The 17537-nt window shown below is 35.3% G+C and carries 12 protein-coding genes and 1 pseudogene; 5 read left to right on the top strand and 8 right to left on the bottom strand.

Going from position 1 to position 17537, the window contains the following annotated elements:
* Both FJR09_RS02370 and FJR09_RS02365 read right to left on the bottom strand, forming a co-directional pair.
* The coding region (locus FJR09_RS02370; RefSeq protein WP_168654011.1) for a ribosome assembly protein 4 at positions 1-3205 on the bottom strand (3205 nt) is incomplete at its 3' end.
* A 170-nt stretch (positions 3206-3375) separates the two neighbouring features.
* Entirely contained in the window at positions 3376-4743 is a 1368-nt protein-coding gene (locus FJR09_RS02365) for a P-loop NTPase fold protein (protein WP_168652097.1), read from the bottom strand.
* Positions 4744-5234: 491 nt separating this feature from the next.
* Here FJR09_RS02365 and bchI point away from each other — a divergent pair, with 491 nt between their 5' ends.
* Entirely contained in the window at positions 5235-6353 is a 1119-nt protein-coding gene (gene bchI, locus FJR09_RS02360) for a magnesium chelatase ATPase subunit I (protein ID WP_015079938.1), read from the top strand.
* A gap of 14 nt (positions 6354-6367) precedes the next feature.
* Here bchI and FJR09_RS02355 read toward each other — a convergent pair whose 3' ends face one another.
* A complete protein-coding gene (locus tag FJR09_RS02355) occupies positions 6368-6646 on the bottom strand; it encodes a hypothetical protein (RefSeq protein ID WP_254433021.1) in 279 nt (92 codons plus the stop codon).
* A 17-nt stretch (positions 6647-6663) separates the two neighbouring features.
* Here FJR09_RS02355 and FJR09_RS02350 point away from each other — a divergent pair, with 17 nt between their 5' ends.
* On the top strand, positions 6664-6981 hold the full coding sequence (locus tag FJR09_RS02350) for a hypothetical protein (protein ID WP_015079937.1): 318 nt from the start codon (positions 6664-6666) through the stop codon (positions 6979-6981).
* Here the strand turns inward: FJR09_RS02350 and FJR09_RS02345 are convergent.
* The 3 genes from FJR09_RS02345 to FJR09_RS02335 all read right to left on the bottom strand — a co-directional run bounded on the left by FJR09_RS02345 (position 6976) and on the right by FJR09_RS02335 (position 12624).
* Positions 6976-7695, bottom strand: a complete 720-nt coding sequence (locus FJR09_RS02345) for a Uma2 family endonuclease (protein WP_041458352.1) — start codon at positions 7693-7695, stop codon at positions 6976-6978. The genes FJR09_RS02350 and FJR09_RS02345 overlap by 6 nt on opposite strands.
* A gap of 268 nt (positions 7696-7963) precedes the next feature.
* Positions 7964-11878 (bottom strand): Eco57I restriction-modification methylase domain-containing protein, encoded by a 3915-nt coding sequence (locus FJR09_RS02340; protein WP_168653703.1) that lies wholly within the window; start codon positions 11876-11878, stop codon positions 7964-7966.
* Positions 11879-11949: 71 nt separating this feature from the next.
* Positions 11950-12624: a Uma2 family endonuclease gene (locus FJR09_RS02335; protein ID WP_015079934.1), complete on the bottom strand. Its 675-nt coding sequence runs from the start codon at positions 12622-12624 to the stop codon at positions 11950-11952.
* A gap of 323 nt (positions 12625-12947) precedes the next feature.
* Here FJR09_RS02335 and pheT point away from each other — a divergent pair, with 323 nt between their 5' ends.
* On the top strand, positions 12948-15383 hold the full coding sequence (pheT, locus tag FJR09_RS02330; protein ID WP_168653704.1) for a phenylalanine--tRNA ligase subunit beta: 2436 nt from the start codon (positions 12948-12950) through the stop codon (positions 15381-15383).
* 209 nt (positions 15384-15592) lie between these two features.
* Here the strand turns inward: pheT and FJR09_RS24530 are convergent, their stop codons facing one another.
* Positions 15593-15796: a hypothetical protein gene (locus tag FJR09_RS24530; RefSeq protein ID WP_015079932.1), complete on the bottom strand. Its 204-nt coding sequence runs from the start codon at positions 15794-15796 to the stop codon at positions 15593-15595.
* A gap of 339 nt (positions 15797-16135) precedes the next feature.
* On the opposite strand from FJR09_RS24530, the gene FJR09_RS02325 reads away from it, so the two are divergent.
* Positions 16136-16405 (top strand): YciI family protein, encoded by a 270-nt coding sequence (locus FJR09_RS02325; protein ID WP_015079931.1) that lies wholly within the window; start codon positions 16136-16138, stop codon positions 16403-16405.
* Positions 16406-16704: 299 nt separating this feature from the next.
* On the opposite strand, the gene FJR09_RS02320 is transcribed toward FJR09_RS02325, so the two are convergent.
* The gene (locus FJR09_RS02320; RefSeq protein ID WP_015079930.1) at positions 16705-16899 is read right to left on the bottom strand and encodes a hypothetical protein; all 195 of its coding nucleotides are present in this window, start codon (positions 16897-16899) and stop codon (positions 16705-16707) included.
* A 515-nt stretch (positions 16900-17414) separates the two neighbouring features.
* Between FJR09_RS02320 and FJR09_RS24925 the strand changes: the two are divergent.
* A pseudogene (locus FJR09_RS24925) lies at positions 17415-17537 on the top strand (RNA-guided endonuclease TnpB family protein); the annotation flags it as partial.

Raw genomic sequence — 17537 nt, 5'->3', positions numbered from 1 at the left:
GACCTTTCAGGGTATTCAGGACTTTCCCTGTGGTCACGTCCCAGATTTTGATCGTGTTGTCACCACTCCCAGAAGCCAATTGTTGTCCGTCGGGGCTAAATCCCACACTCCAGACCCAACTCTCATGACCTTTCAGGGTATTCAGGAGTTTCCCTGTGGTCACGTCCCAGATTTTGATCGTGTTGTCACCACTCCCAGAAGCCAGTTTTTTGCCGTCGGGGCTAAATCCCACACTAATGACCGAACCCTCATGACCTTTCAGGGTATTTACAGCTAAGGCTAAGGCTTTGTTTTCTGGCTTCTCATTACGCTGCAAATACACCGCTTGGCTTAATGCTGCTGTCGTTGGTTCTTGAGTATCCAATGTTGCCCAAGATGCCAGTTTGACTTTTTGATTTACTCTTAATGCTTCTATCAAAGCATTACCGCGTTCTCCTGAAGCAAACATGGCTTCACTAGATTTAGTTAAGGCTTGAATTGCATTAATATCAGCTTGTTGTTTTTGCGTTTCTGCCCTCTTTGCAGCATCCCAAGCTGTGACTGTTAGCAAGGTTAATGCTATTCCTGCGGCTACTGAACCTGCCAGGGCAATTTTGAGAAAGCGATTCAGTTTAGCTTCACCGATTTTTCTTTGTTGTTTTTCTCGTTCTAGTTGTTGGCTGAGTGGTTCTTGTTGCTGACGAATAAACAAAGCCAAATAATCATGAACTAATTGATAACGTTCACAGGGATTTTCTGGCAACAACACCACTAAACCAGATTTGACAAATATTTCTAATACTAAATCTAAGTTATTCTCAGCCTCGGTTTTATCCGGTTCTAATAATAATTTTAAATCTGCTGCTAATTCTGCTTTAGTTTTTAACGGTCTTGTTCCTTGTTCGTCTGTGAGAAAATAAAGTAATAATTCGGCAAGTTCTTGATTTTTCTTACCGCAATCATTAACTATTTCTCCTAAATAACGTTTAACTAATTGTTGCTTATTACCAATTTGCTGATATGCGGCTAATGTGGTGATATTTTCTGTTTCTAATTGCGCTCCCACAATTTGTAATTCAATGGGACGAACTGAACCTAATTCTCCCGCTAAATCTTCTACCAGCCGGTTAATTAAATCCGGTTCTAACTGAAAATCAGTTTTTTTAGTTAAACTCTCAATCGTAGTTTTAGCATTTTCTGGGGTTAAGTTTCCCAATTTATACAACACATTTTTACTCAGAATACCATCACCAATAATATTCATGTCGCTGATTTCATCACATTCTAATAAAAGATGCAAATAATCTACCCGCAAAGATAAAATTATTCGCAAAGATCCAATATTTTTATTATTTAGACATTTTCCTAAAAACTGAAAAAATTCTGTTCTATCTTTATCGTCAGGACAAACAAAGAAAAATTCTTCAAACTGGTCAAAGATTAATACTGTTCTTCGGTATTTTTCAATTTCTACCAATTTTAAAATAAACTCTTCTTGAGTATCTAATTTTAAATCTTCTGATTTTAAGTTTTCTGGTAATACATCTAATAATTCTTTTGCTAATTCTGTAAACCAACTATTATAAACTCTAATCGTCACAGGTAAATTATCTTGAAAACCTATAGCTTTATTTTGCAATGCAGGAATTAACCCAGCATTAACTAGAGAACTTTTACCAACTCCCGACTGTCCATGAATGACAATAATTTTTTTATCAGTTCTACCAATTCTTGCTAGTAATTCATCTACATCTATTTTCCGTCCAGATGCTTCAATTTCTGGAGAAATATTTTCTTTTTTAATGGTTTGATTTGTTTGTAGAGACGTTCCGTAATTTGTTTGTAGAGACGTTCCATGGAACGTCTCTACATTTAGATTTGTATTTTTTGATGGTTTTAACCAACCCGCACCAATAAACGCCCGCAAACCAAATTGTTGTTCAATAGAACGAGATTGTAATTTGGTATTAAAAGCTTTCAGATATTCTGTTTTTTGAAATAATAGTTTTTGTAAAAGATTGAGAATTTTAACATAAAGCTTTGGTTGATTATTGATAACCCCAATATCTTTAGCAAATTCTAAACTACTAATTGCTTGTTCATATTGTTGTAATTTTTCTTGAGCTTGTGCTAGAATTAAAAGTAGACTTTGACGATAATAATTTATTAGGGGTAACTCATGAATTACCCCTATCCCTTGATTAGCAATTTTTGCTGCTTCTGAAAAATTTGATTGTTCAAAATTAGCTATTGCTAAAAATAGATAATCTTCCGCTATTTTCAAGATATTATTTTCAGCTTGATGTATTTCTAAAGCTTGTTGAGATAATGTTTTTAATTGTTCCCATGCTTTTAAATCTTGGAGAATTAACCCAAATTTTGATAAAGAATTAGCAATTAAATCCAGACGTTGAGCATTTTTAAACTTTTCTAATATTTGTTGAATACAATTTATTATTTCTCCCCCTTCCCTGGTAGGGAAGGGGGTTGGGGGGTTAGGTCTTAATTTTTCATAATTGCAAATTGTCAGATGATAAAGTATTTTCCCTGGAATTTCTAAATTATCGGTTGTTTGCCAAAAATCTAAACTTTGTTGATAGTAATTAATAGCTGTATCCAATCGTTCTTTGTTATACTCAATAAATCCTTTTAGAAAATTACAATTAGCTTGAAAATCTGGTTCTAATTTTTGATCATATTTTTGTAAGTCTTGTAATGCTAATTCAAGTTCTTGTAGATTTACATTCAAATCATCATTTAATATCTTATCTATTATTGATTTAAGTAAATCAATTAATTCATCAAAAGGAAGAGAGAAATTGATAGTAATTCCCCAACTTTCTAAATCAGGTGCAGATTCCATGATTTGTTGATATATTACATCATTAATCCATAGGACTACCGGATATGGACAATTATTTCTAAATTCTTCCCTGACTTGATTAGCTGAACTAAACATTTTCGATAAATTCGGTAATGATTCCCAACCGACAATCATTAATGCTGCAATTTCCTGATTAAATTCTTCTTGAATCGCATTATATAATGTTCTTTCTGATGCTTGAAGTCGTAAAATCTGAATTTCAATCTGACAGATTTTTTGTAATTCTTGAATGAGTTGATTTTGTAAGTTGAGATAATTGCACTTAGCCAAAATCAGTTTAAAGTCTCCTTGGGATGCTTCTATAGACCATGCTAAATCTTCTAGTTGTTGTGAGTTGTTCATAGTATTAATTTGTGATAAACAAGATCCCCGACTTCTGAACTTTAACCTCGATAAATAATAACATTGATCGAAGGCAATAATTCAGGTGAGATGATAAGATCCCCGACTTCTTTGATTTATTGTGTCCATAAATTATAAATTGATCTCAGAAGTCGGGGATCTAAATCCTGTTAATCCTTAAATCCTGGATATCCTGATTCAAACAACTTTTCTGATTCTGCTAAAATCGGATTGACATCAAACCATAATTCACCCTGATCTCGATATTCAAATACAAATCTACTGCGAATTAATTTCTGATATCCTTGATCATCACTAACGTGCTTAGTTTTTTTAACACGGCGTAATAATTCCCATTCTTCATCAGAAATAGTTAAAGACATTTCATTCCGTCGTTCACGAATAATCTGCTCTAAGGTATGACTCTGGAGAGGAAATTTTTTATCTTTCATAATCCAGGGGTTTAATAACCGCAAAATATCGCGCACATGACCACCGCTAACCTGACACAAGCGGTCTAGACTTGCTGGAGCATCAAAAATTTCAGTAATTTTATTTAAGCGGTCTTCTGGGGCTAAATTAGGAAATGCTCTAGCTAAAATCATCTGTTGCATTAGTGCTAATCCCTGTTCATGGACTTTACCATCTGAAGACTTGACGGGAACCATTGGTAATATTTTTGGTTCTTCTGGAAATCGTTGGGTTAGTGTGCCATATTCATTGGAAAATTTCAAAGCCAGGGGCATGGTATAAATAACATGACAATTCAGTTTGGTGAGATATTCTCCTTGGTCAACAAATAGATATTCTTGTTGTGTCCGACCCCAGGATTTAACACTATTATCTATACGGTCTAGGTTATCAACTATGACCACTAAACCATTTTTACCCTGTTGTTTGAGTTTAGAAATAGCAGGTTCTAAAAGTTCTTGATTAATTGCTTGTAGTAAGTTGGTTTTCTGTGGTCCTAAATATTGATTTACTTTGGTTCTTAATGTGGAATCACTTTTCATTTTTGTGGTGATTTCCCCAATACCCAAAGACAGAGACAACTTTTGTCCGTCAACAGTATAACCAATATCATGACCAGCAAATTTACCTTTAACACCTGTAACTTCAGAGTTTAAGATGTTCCATGCACCTTGAAGTAATTCCTGAAATTTTTTCGGTTCTTCGAGAACAATTTTCTCAAGACTTTTACTAATGCGACTAGCAATAGCCAAAAACACATCAGCAATATCTATATCTGTGATTTCTAAATCTTCGCTAGATTCAAAATAAACAACATGAAAATCTGCTGCTTCTAATTCTACCTGTAATCGTAATAATTCTGTAGATTTACCACAACCAATATGTCCAGTAAATAGGTTACAGGTAGGCTCATCTTGATTCCACTCTGTAATACTATCTTTAATAGTGCTGATGATATCCTCACCACGCACTTTAGAAAAGTCAATATAACATTTTTGATCTTCCACATTTCGCGCAACAAGGGTGCGTGCGGGGTTAGTGGCTTTATAAAAATCCTTAATATCCATTTTGCTAGTAGTATAATTGTCCTGATAGTTGAGGAATATCCCTACTGACAATAATACTTGTTTCTCAGTAATTTCAGTTATTTTTCCCATAATTTTAATAATTTTATGAGAATCAGGATTTACAAGATCAAACCATGAACAGGATTTTATTTTACTCACATCCTGTCAATTCTTAAATCCTGGTTATCCTAATGCTGACAATTTCTGTATTTTAAAATCTAGATATGATAACAGCCAGATCATACACCTTCATAATAGCACAAAAAGTCAAGAGGTCAAGAACCTAGTAAAATGGTTATCTTATTGCAAGCATTCTCAATAATCTTGAGAATGAAGCAGACTTATTCTCAATAAACATAGTCTTGTGCTTTTTTTGTAAAAGTCTGATTTAAAAAACTTATAGCCTTCAGTTTTTAACTAACAACTGACCCACATTCGCAAAATGTGTCAAAATAAAGAATTGTCATAAAAAATATTGTTAAGGTAATTTAGTGACTTCAACTGCTCAAGCTAGTGCGAGTGCGCGTCGTGCGGTCTTCCCATTTACAGCCATCGTCGGTCAAGAAGAAATGAAACTGGCACTGCTGCTAAATGTCATTGACCCCAAAATTGGTGGTGTAATGATTATGGGCGATCGCGGCACCGGAAAATCTACAACTATCCGCGCCTTGGCGGACCTTTTACCAGAAATCCCTGTTGTCGCCAATGACCCCTTCAACAGTGACCCCAACGACACGGACTTGATGAGTGATGAAGTCCGTCAACAGGTAGCACAGGGGTTAGAAATTCCCATCACTCACAAAAAGGTGCAAATGGTAGATTTACCATTGGGCGCTACAGAAGACCGCGTTTGTGGGACAATTGACATTGAAAAAGCCTTATCTGAGGGTGTCAAAGCTTTTGAACCGGGACTCCTAGCCAAAGCCAACCGGGGTATTCTCTACGTTGATGAGGTCAACTTGTTAGATGACCACTTGGTAGACGTACTCCTCGATTCCGCTGCTAGTGGCTGGAATACCGTGGAACGGGAAGGAATTTCTATCCGTCACCCTGCGAAGTTTGTTCTCGTTGGTTCAGGAAATCCTGAAGAAGGGGAATTACGTCCTCAACTTCTCGACCGTTTTGGAATGCACGCGGAAATTCATACCGTTAAAGAACCAGCTTTACGGGTACAAATTGTGGAGGAACGGGGTGAATTTGACCAAAATCCGCCTGTGTATTTAGAAAAACACCAAGCACCACAAGTAGCATTACAAGAGAAAATTGTCAATGCCCAAAACTTATTACCACAAGTTAATTTAGACTATGACTTCCGGGTGAAAATTTCCGAAGTTTGTTCAGAATTAGATGTGGACGGGTTGCGGGGTGACATCGTGACGAACCGTGCGGCTAAAGCCTTGACAGCTTTTGAAGGTCGGACAGAAGTTACAATTGACGATATCCGTCGGGTAATTACTTTATGTCTGCGTCACCGTTTGCGGAAAGATCCTTTAGAATCTATTGATACTGGCTATAAAGTGGAAAAGGTCTTTTGTCGGGTTTTTGGTGTGGAACTTCCAGAAGATTCAACCCAGAAAAATGGTGCAGGGATGAAAGCTGGCGCTCGTTAGTGATAATGTAGATGTCAGTGGAAAGTAAACTGTCTACTAACCACTGACAACTGTACGGGCGAAGCATTTGGAGAACTATCTTTGGCAATGACCGATAATCTATCTTCCAAATGCTTCGCCCCTACTGACAACTGTACGGGCGAAGCATTTGGAGAACTATCTTTGGCAATGACCGATAATTTATCTTCCAAATGCTTCGCCCCTACTGACAACTGTACGGGCGAAGCATTGGGAGAACTATTTTTGGCAATGACCGATAATTTATCTTCCAAATGCTTCGCCCCTACTGACAACTGACAACTGACAAATTATGAGAACTTGGAATTTTTGGTTAAACAGCTTGATTTTATTGATTCAACATCATCCACCCCGATTTGTGGAGTTATTAATGTTAACATTAGCGATCGCTCTGCTGACAGTCTCCATCATTGTCCCAGATAAACCCTACATCATACTAGGTTTAAGTTTTGTCGTGGGAGCATCAACTTCTATATTAGTCCGGGAAGCAATGTCTCCCACCGGCAACAACCAGACAGTTTTAACTCAACAACGCCTTACCCAATTTACCGCATTACTGTTATTAGGAATTAGTATTTACGGTTTTGCAGATTTAATTCACACGCTATAAATTTTCAGGATCAACTCCTAATTTTTTTAACATCTCTGCTAATTTATTAGCTTTTTTCTCAGATTCTAACCATTTTCTTTCAGATTCTAAATGTTTTTCCTCACTTTGTTGCATCCTTTCTTCCGGTGTTAAAAATCGTTTTCCATTTTCATCAAACCAATATAACCATTCCCTAGTTATTCCTTGATATGTTGCTTTTTCCATTCCTATTCCTAACCCTATCTCTGGTAGAAAAACAGGGTTTCCTGACAGTAATTTATATTCTCCATTGACTAATTTGTAAACCTCTAAACGTTGTTTTCTTTTACGCTGAGAATTATAAACTACATAATATAATATCCCCAATTCTTGAGCATAAAAATCTTTCTTAGTGCTATATTCTCCCCTATAGGTATGAGACACTATTTCTAACACTAAAATCGGTAATTTTTGTTCTTCCCATAATACATAACTGCGGCGTAAATCTTCATCAATTAATCTGGGAATACCAATACTTAAAAATCCATCTGGGACAATTGCAGGTTTATCTGGATCATAATATATTCCCATGTCTACGCCAAAAAACCAATCCCATCTTTGGAACCAGATTAAGGCTAACATGGCTTTTAATAAACCGGGAATTAAATCTTGTAGTTCGTTATCCACTGGTGTGTCGTCAGAGTCGGGTAATTCCTTAGATGAGGGTAAATAATTTAATTGGCTGTATTTTAGCATGATTGATATTACCAATTCTTTTTTCATTGTAATCCAAATCACCGACTTCTAAGAGGGTGTTTGAAAAGTTTTAGGCTGTGATTTTAGGCACTTACAGATCCCCCCTAACCCCCCTTGCTAAGGGGGGAACTAGAGTCAAAGTCCCCCTTTTCAAGGGGGATTTAGGGGGATCTAAAAATATTTGATACACCATGAGGGACTTTTCAAACATCCTCTAACAAAAATCTATCATTTATTTACAAAATGAAAACAGAAGTCGGGGATATTTTTATCCTTGAATTATGGCTTTTTCTTCTTCAGTTAAACCATACAACCGATAAACGATTTCATCAATTAACCAATCACATTGTTTTAGTTGTTTTTTGATTGGTAAGAGTGTATTTAAACTTGATTGATATTCTTTTGCTAATGTTTCCTGTTCTTTTCTCGCGGTGGGATCTATTTTTAGTTTTTTCTGATTTTTCTTGAGGATACCAATTAATTCATCAAAGGTTAAATGGTTATCTCCTTGCTTTTGTTTATAATAATCACCTAAATAATTTTGAATTTTCGATTTATTGGTAAGATTATCAATTTCAGTACCGATAAATCTTTCTAACCATGTCAAAAAGCCTTTGGTTTCTGTTTGTTTTTGTTTATTTAATTCTATCATTTGTTCGGCTAAATATGCGAGGAAATCATGAATTACATCGGCTTCAGATGGTTGTTGATTGAGGTGATGATCAATTTGGGTAAGTAAGATATCTGGTTTATCATTGATTTGATATTGTTGGTAAAGATTAATTGTGTTTTCTAGATATTCTTGGCGTTTTTCTGGGGGAGTTGTAAAGGAGATTTTAGGAACTGGTAAACTTTTAAGTTCTTCGTATGTTACCTGGGGAAAATCATCTTTTACAGATATAGTAGAAGAGTTAGTATAAAACCAAGACAACAATTTAGAATTAATCAGTGCAGTGATAAATTTAGGATTAATGTTAACATCCAAAACTAAAATATTCAGAATACTATCTGTTGTGATTAATATATCTGTGCAATAACAAGACATCAGTTCACCTCGTCTTGATAACAGTCTTCTAAGTACAATCCTCGGAGAAGTAAAAAATATTTGATCACGTTTACTAGCTAAATCATCACAATATTTAATATAACTTTTCTTTTCCGATTCGAGACGATAGCGAGATAATTCTTTTCCCAGTAACTCAGGATAATAATTATCCTTACTATCAAATTTTGTAAGTTCATTCTCTCTCAAAAAATCACTTTTAATTTGATCTTTTGTATGTTTTTTAAAATCATATAATTGGACTCCTCGTTCAATTCTTGTGAATGAACCGAGATTAATAAAATTTGCATCTTTTTTAATTCTTTGTATTTTGATTAACTCCATACTCAGAATAAACTTAAAATTTGCATCTTCTTTCCACGTTTGTATATTAATTTTGTCATAATTTGCATGATCTAATATCTGTATTTTATCTTTTTTACCCATTTTCTTTGTATCAACATCATAATCTTTTTGGGGGTTATCCACCTGCAAAATAATAATACAAGTGTCAATATAAGCATCTAAAAAAGTATTATAAGGTAATACAATAATCTCCTTTATACAGGAAAAATTTATCATATTGCTGCGTAAAGTCATATAATTAATACCAGTTAACATAGCAGCAGGAATGATAAAAGAGATATAACCATTTTTGCAAGTATTCTTTAATCCAAAACTCCAGAAATAAACAAAGCAATCATTATACAAATTAGATAACCATGTTAATGATTCAACTAAACCATAAGGTGGATTACCGATAACAGCATGAAAACCAGGATTTTCTTTCCAACTTGCATTTTCTAAATCAATAAAAACCTCTGGAAACTCCAAATCCCAATGAAAAAACCGCTTTTCCTCAAATAAATTTCTCGCGTCTTCATATACTGCAATATCAGCAGCATTCATATTTTCAGGGTTAGCATTAATCGCATTTGTACCATAAACCCGTAAGAAATGATCAGCACGTTTCACACCAAAATATTTAGAAACATAAATATCTAATAACCGTTTATAAGGTTTCGCAGCTTGATCAAATTCCTTAAATAACCTCTCGCTAGTTTCTACTTCCGCAAAAGTTGCATCACTTAACGTACTCACACCGCGCATAATTTCCGCAGCACGTAACAACCCGACAAAGGGACCAGTTAATAAATTTAATTGTCCACTTTCCTCTTTTACCATATTCGCTTCTGCTTCTCGCGCAGTCGTACCAATAAGGGAATTTCCGCAACGTAAATGATGATCTAAAAAACTCAAAGGAGCGCCAATTGTGAAAGAATGTAACCATAAACTCACCTTAGCTAATTCTACAGCCATTGGGTTCAAATCCACACCATAAATACAGCGTTTCATTACCACCCGTTGCAAAAGTTGAGTATCTTCTAACTTATTGACATCAATAGTAATTCCCTGCTGTTGTAAATTTGCTAAAATCCCCTCGCGGGTTTGTTTCAACATCTCCAAAACCGGATTATGTTCAGGATATTCATTTAAAATAATGATTAATTCATCTGTGAAATAATCAACAGCTTCCACTAAAAAATGTCCGCTTCCCATAGCAGGATCACATATCTTAATATCAAGTAAAGTATTTGTAGTTCTTCTTTCTAAACGTTGTAAATCTTTTTGTAAACCATTACGGCTTTGTACTCCTAATCTACCATCTGCCATTTTTTCATGTAATTGGCTAATTTGCGTCATCAAATCCGCAAATTTTTGTTTTCTCTCCTCTAAAATCGGTTTGAGAGTATGACTAACAATGTATTTAACAATGTAATCAGGTGTGTAATAAGAACCCGTAGCTTTGCGTTCACCCTTATCATTTTCTAAATAAACTTTACCCGTATTTCCATCTGCAATCACTACGCGATATTCTAATAAACCTTCATAAATTGAACCCAATTGTCGCACACCTAAAAAGCTGTAGTCAATGGGTAATTTTTCAAACCGTGCTAATTTATCCAAAGCGGGAAATAACACAGCATCAGATAATTGATGTTGATACAAAAACCAATTATCTGGATAATCTTTGATATCCTCAGCTTCATGAAAATCAAAATGGAATAAACCACCATTATAACGAGGTACTTCTAAAGCTGAATCACCTCTATCTACTATTTCAAATAAACCTAATAAACTCTTATAAATCTTTGTTGAAGTTCCACTTAATGTTTTTTGTTTATCAACACTTTCCGCTATTTCTTGAGTAATTTTAATCAAACTATAATCACGGTAAGCTGTGGTAATTGGTAATAGGTTTCTCGCTTCAGCATATAATAGAAATAACAACTTATATAAAAATGATAAAGTGGCTGCATAAATCTGTTTTGGTTCTCCAGTTTTTCCCCGTCTGATAGCGTCTGCAACAAAACCCCCTGCTAAGTCAGGAAATATTTGCTCAAATACCAATGTTTTTAATTCATTTCCTACTTGAGTTGCATAGGTTGTACTTCCTTCTCTAACTCTTTCCAAAAAGTTTTTATTGTAACTATCTTTTTCAAAAGCAGCACTTCTAAAAAATAACCAGAAATATTTGAACTTTTCCAAATCTTCAGTTTCTAATAATTCTACCAAATCAAGAGGATAAAATTCCGTTGCGGTAGAAGATGCTTGACGATAATATAAACGCCATTCTCTCCCATTGGTTAAAATTCCCCAATCAACTCCCGTACCAGTCAAATAACTAGAAATTTGAAAAGATGGATTTTCATTCTTGAAAATATCTCTTTTATCATTAGCAGAAACTTTACTTAATGGTCTTTCCCAATATTTAGCTTCTGCGATAACTAATACCCTACCATAAAAAGCAGTTTCATTATTTTGAAAAGAGTAAGCTGTATCCCTTTCAGTTTCATTTGCAAACAACGCATAATCAGGACGTTCGGCTCTACCTTTACCACGAGTCACGACTTGAGGAATATTAGAAAAGCCTAAAATATCTAATACAGGTTTAATAAATACATCTTCTGTTTGCGCTTCATTGAGAGTCGGTAAAATCGCTTTTTTTGATAAATAGAGTTTATTTAGTTTCTCAAAATCTAGTTTAATATCTAATTTCCATTCTGGACATTCTTGAATTCGATAGTCTAAATAATGTTGAGAAAATAATGGTTTATTGATGTTTTTTGCATTTGTCATAATTTAAACTCCAAAATCATGTATATTGTAGGGTGAGCAATGCCCACCTTACGTAATACCCTACCATATAATCATAAATTATCTAAATCAATTCCCTTTTCTTGCAACTTGGCTAATAATTCTTGATACTGCTGAATAGCTGCTTCCTTTTCTTGACGTTCTTGTTTAGCAAGTTGATCAAATTCCACAGATGTGAGAAACTTGTTACCATCAGGATAATAAATCTCTAAATTATCAAGTACAAGTTGAAACCGGATACCCAATCTCGGACTTATCCAACCATTAATATCTTCAATGGCTATAAAAGCATCTTGATAACGCACAAAACCGGATAATTCTAAAGTATCAGGATCATAAATGTAATATTCTTCTACACCATAACGTTGATAAAAAAGCGATTTATTAATCATCGCAGGAGTACGGTTTCCTGGAGATAAAATTTCAAAAACTACTTGAGGAGGAATATTATTTTCTTTCCATTGTTGATATGAACCTCTATCTCCCTTTGGTCTGCCAAAAACTACTAATACATCAGGTGCTTGACGAATTTTCGGATTTCCCTCCACAGGATACCAAAGTAAATCACCGGCAATAAATACATCTGGATTTGATGCAAATAATATTTCTAAATTTTCTTTAATTTTAACAATCCATTGATATTGTTTAGTATTATCTGCCATTGGTTGACCGTCGCTGTCAGGGTAGATGATTTCTGGTGTGGTTTCTGCTGATAATTGCTGTACCATATTGGACATATCTCCCATAGGAATAGATTCTGATATCTACTAAATTAATCATAATAGACATCCGGTGAAAAAAATGTAGAGGCTTTTTGTGTAATACTAGATTAAGATGAAACTGCATAGAATCAGATTTCAAGAATTATTGAACGCAGATAAACGCAGATGAACGCAGATAAATACGGATGAATTCATGGATTTCATGATTCTGTGCAGTCTCATATAAAATTGAGATAATATCTCTACTTGTAGATGAAACCAAAAAATCTCATAATTTTCACTTAATATATAAAATTAGAGCCAAAGACAAATCTCAACAAACAGACTCCATGCGTATTTCTCTAAACTGGTTAAAAGAACTCGTAGAAATCAAACTCACCCCAGAAGAACTGGCGGAAACCTTGACAATGGCAGGGTTTGAAGTAGAAGATATAGAAGATCGTCGCACTTGGGCTAATGGCGTAGTTGTGGGGAAAGTGCTAGAACGTCAACCCCACCCCAACGCCGATAAATTGAGCGTTTGTACCGTAGATATTGGGGCTGCTGAGACTGTAAATATCGTTTGCGGTGCTGGGAACGTCCGCGCAGATATCTATGTTCCCGTAGCCACCACAGGAACTTATTTACCCAACATTGATTTAAAAATCAAACCCGCAAAACTGCGTGGTGTTCCCTCCAATGGGATGATATGTTCTTTAAAAGAACTCGGTTTACCCACTGATATTGACGGTATTCATATCTTCCCTGAAGAAAACATGGTTGTGGGTAGTGACGTGCGTCCCCTGTTGGGTTTGGAAGATGTGATTTTAGATGTCACCGCTACTGCTAACCGGGCTGACGCTTTATCTATGGTGGGTATTGCACGGGAAGTAGCGGCTTTAACTGGCGGAAAATTATCAATTCCCCCAGTTGCAGAAGTTGAAAATACCAAAACTGCAAAAAACCTAACTTTAAAAATTTCCGAAACCCAAGCTTGTCCTGCTTATATTGGGACTGTTGTTGAAAACATCAAAATTGCTGCTTCTCCTGAATGGTTGCAACAACGTTTACGCGCTGCGGGAGTCAGACCAATTAATAATGTAGTTGATATCACAAACTACGTTTTATTAGAAAGAGGACAACCTCTCCACGCTTTTGATAAAGAGCGTTTACAATCTGTAGGTGAGGGGGAAAATTTAATTATTGGTGTCCGGTTTGCGGAAGTTGGAGAAACTTTAACAACCTTAGATGGAAATATTCGGAATTTATCGCCCCAAAATTTATTAATTACTGCTAATAACAAAGCCGTAGCTTTAGCAGGTGTTATGGGTGGTGCAGAAACAGAAGTTCATGAAGGTACACAAAGTTTAGTTTTAGAAGCAGCGTTATTTGATTCTGTGGCTATTCGCCGTTCTTCTCGCAATGCTGGGTTAAGAAGTGAGGCTTCTGGCAGATACGAAAGGGGAGTAAATCGAGCAGAATTAGAAATAGCTTGTCACCGGGCTTTATCCTTAATTAGTGAATTAGCTGCGGGTGTGATTGTTCAACAAGAAATTTCCGATTATCGTCCAGATATTTCTAGTTGGTCACATTCTATTAACCTGCGTTTAGATAAAGTTAATGAAGTGTTAGGTCCGATTGAATTAGGACAAGAAACAGGAGAATTACAACCAGAAGATGTCGAAAAAATTCTCACAGCTTTAGGGTGTGAATTAGTCAAAATTGATGACCGGAATTGGACAGTTACCGTACCTCCCTATCGTTACCGCGACTTAGAACGGGAAATTGATTTAATTGAAGAAATTGCCCGGTTATATGGTTATGATAAATTCTGTGATACCTTACCAGAAAAATCCGAAGCTGGTTATCTATCTTTAGAACAAGAATTAATTCGTAGGTTACGCGGTTATTTACGCGCTGAAGGTTTAACGGAATTAATTCATTATTCTTTGGTGAAACCGGGTGAAGATAATCAAATCGTTTTAAGTAATCCTTTGTTTGCCGAATATTCAGCTTTACGGACTGATTTAATTTCCGGTTTAATTTCCGCTTTCCAATACAATTTAGAGCAGGGAAATGGGGCGTTAAATGGTTTTGAAATCGGGCGCGTTTTCTGGCGTGAAGAAATCGGTTTACAAGAAGCAGAAATGCTGGCTGGAATTATCGGTGGTGATATAACTTCCGGTAAATGGTCAAGAGGTGGTAAGGAAGAAGCGATTACTTGGTTTGAAGCCAAAGGTATTTTAGAAAGTGTCTTTAAACAACTAAAATTAACTGTAGAATTTCAACCTGAAAATCGAGATTCTCGTTTACATCCTGGACGCACAGCTTCATTGTGGGTAAAAGGTAATAGACTGGGAACATTCGGACAAATTCACCCCCAATTACGTCGAGAGAAAGATTTACCAGAAGCCGTTTATGTGTTTCAATTGGATTTAGATGCTCTGTTGGATGCTTGGGATCATGATGATTTGCTAGTTCCCAAATTCAGTTCCTATTCTACCTATCCAGCTAGTGACAGAGATTTGGCATTTTTTGCTTCTGTGAAAGTGACAGTTTCCGAAATTGAAAAGGTCATTAATAAAGCTGGGAAAGGGTTATTAAATTCGGTGGAATTGTTTGATGAATATCGTGGTGAACACGTCCCCACAGGACAACGCAGTTTAGCTTTTCGGTTAGTATATCGTGCCAGCGATCGCACTCTCACTGAAACTGAAATTGAACCGGTTCATAATCAGGTGCGGACAGCCTTAGTTGAAAAATTTGGTGTTAGTCTCAGAAGTTAATTGATAATTAGACATCTCCAAAAAAGAATGTAGATACGTTCTATGGAACGTCTCTACAAGGGTACGGGTCACGCATATTTAATTTTTACCAGATGTCTATTGATAATTGATAATGATTAATTATCAATTATCAATTGAATTGTATCTTTGTATGTTTCTACAAATCGCGCACAGGGCTTTTTAACACGATAATTGATTCTTAATTACTATCAATATCCTCTCTTAGCCCTTTTAAAATTGCGGCGAAATCTTCTATCAACGACAAATAAAACAGGCCATAGCAACGTAAGTTTGATCTGATTAGACAGAGTTTTCTCATAAGTAGTCCGCCTAAACCCATGCCAAAAATTCCAAGCATAACCAACATAAACCATCAAATAAATGGTGATGCCAAAAATCAATAATTTAATCATTTTTACTTATTTGTATGAAGACAAATGTATCTATCACATATTTATTTACCACATACTTATGATGTTGAATAATTTATTTTGTATTTTTATAGGCTATTACCATATCAATACTTGCCATAGATGATATAATCACATTATTCGTAATCCACTACGGTTAATTGTTACAGTGCGTCAGTTCTGAAAGCATAAAAGTTGACTATTTTATGTATCAGAAGTGTTAGAATGACAAGACTCAAAGTAAAAAATCGCCAAGTATGGCAAAATTTTCCGGAAATAGTCAAAAATTCAGATAAAGTTGCTATATTCTATTAACAAATATCAATAATCAAATCAGAAATTATGACAAAATACATTCTATGGGGAAGCTATTGCGAAGACGTTCTCAGCAAACGTGAACCTTATCGTCAAGCCCATTTAACAGGATTAGCACAACAGAAAGAATCTGGGGTTTTAATTACCATTGGACCCACAAAAGATGTAACTCAAGTTTTTGCCATTTATGAAGCCGAAGACGAAAACACCGTTCGTCAATTAGTGGAATCAGATCCTTATTGGCAAAACGGCATTTGGACAGAGTATTTTGTTAAAGAATGGATTCAGGCTTTTTAGTCAATTGGTACAATTTTAACCAAGATAATTAATTGATAATTACCATACCCAGATTCCCGACTTCTAACATCAATTTATAATTTGTAGGTAAGCATTCAGCTATCAGTCGTCAGCAGTCAGCTAAAACTGGATTTTAGGGGTTTTGAAATAGGAAAACTGACATCAGTAATTAATATTCAGAATGCTTATCAATTCAACTCTTGCTGATAGCTGATAGCTGACGGCTGAATGCTTAAATTTGTAGACACAATAAATAAAAGAAGTCGGGGATTTTATCGGCCTACCTGAATTATTATCACTTAATTACCCTTGAGTGCCTTTTGAAAATTGCGACGATAGGATGGATTAGCTAAAAACAAAGCAGGCCATAGCAAAGCCAAACCAATCCGATTAGGTAAAGTTTGATTAAAATTAGTTCTACCAAATCCAGTCCAAAACTTCCAAACACCACCGAGATAAACCACGATTATTCCGAAAACAAGTAAATCAATCATGACCATCAACTCCCTTAATAACTGGCATAATTTTATGTAAAGAAACTTGATTGCTGACTACAGGAAAGTTAAAACCTCTTTCATTACTTATCGGCACTGTCCTTACTGAATTCTAGTTTAAATTAGGATCACAGACTGCCACCATTCGTCCTATTACATGATAGCCTAAATAAACTACCCATTCTCAATGCCTGAAAAGTTCATGCTGTATTAATTTTGAATTTTGAATTATTTAACAGTTTTGCGTAATTCCCCACCCTCAATGTACTCATAGGGTGGGGATGTAAGCAAGTCAAAAACGAAACGTTCTTAAAATGTTTTTTACTGCAAGTAAAAGAATTTTGAGGACAGTTGAGTTTTTGACAAAATATTAGGTTGTCGGCATTTCCTGATATCTTATGTATTCTTTTAGTATTTCTAATGGCGCTCCACCAGCGGAAATAACGCAACAGGCATCTGTCCTTTATAATGCTAATATAGCATAAGTTAAGAAAGTGAATAAGAGGTAATTATCAATGGCGTTACGTAGAGCAACTTTCAGGCTATATCCTAATAAACAAGTCAGTGAGATGTTGCACTACCACCGCAAACTTCATAAAGATTTGTATAATGCTGTTGTATCTAACCGCATTACTTCA

Origin of the sequence: Dolichospermum sp. UHCC 0406 (assembly GCF_009712025.1) — a bacterium.
GTDB classification, from domain to species: Bacteria; Cyanobacteriota; Cyanobacteriia; order Cyanobacteriales; family Nostocaceae; genus Dolichospermum; species Dolichospermum lemmermannii.
Note: the sequence above shows the minus strand (reverse complement) of the source record. Positions and strands in the feature narration are given on the sequence as shown.